Source organism: Kineococcus sp. AC630 (assembly GCF_979255925.1).
In genome coordinates, this window is the sequence record NZ_CEEDMJ010000141.1 from 1 (window position 1) to 238 (window position 238).

The 238-nt window shown below is 69.7% G+C and carries 1 pseudogene; it reads right to left on the reverse strand.

Annotated features, from left to right (window positions below):
• Nucleotides 1–238 (reverse strand): annotated as a pseudogene (locus AC0I8G_RS26165) (GH39 family glycosyl hydrolase); the annotation flags it as partial.

The following is a 238-nucleotide window of genomic DNA, read 5'->3' on the forward strand; positions in this document are numbered from 1 at the left end:
GACGTCGTAGACCGGGTTCCCGTGCGCGTCCTCGTGGTAGCCGTTCCCGTTGCCCCAGTGCGGGATCCCGAAGCCGGTGCCCGAGCAGAACACGTAGTGCGGGCGCACCAGGACCGGCCGGGGCGAGAGTTCCCCGAAGGTCTTCAGCAGCCGACGGCCGGTGGGGGTGTAGGTCCAGTTGATCGCGTCGTAGCCGCTGCTCTCCCAGATGCGGGCCAGTGGTCCGGTCTCGCGGGAC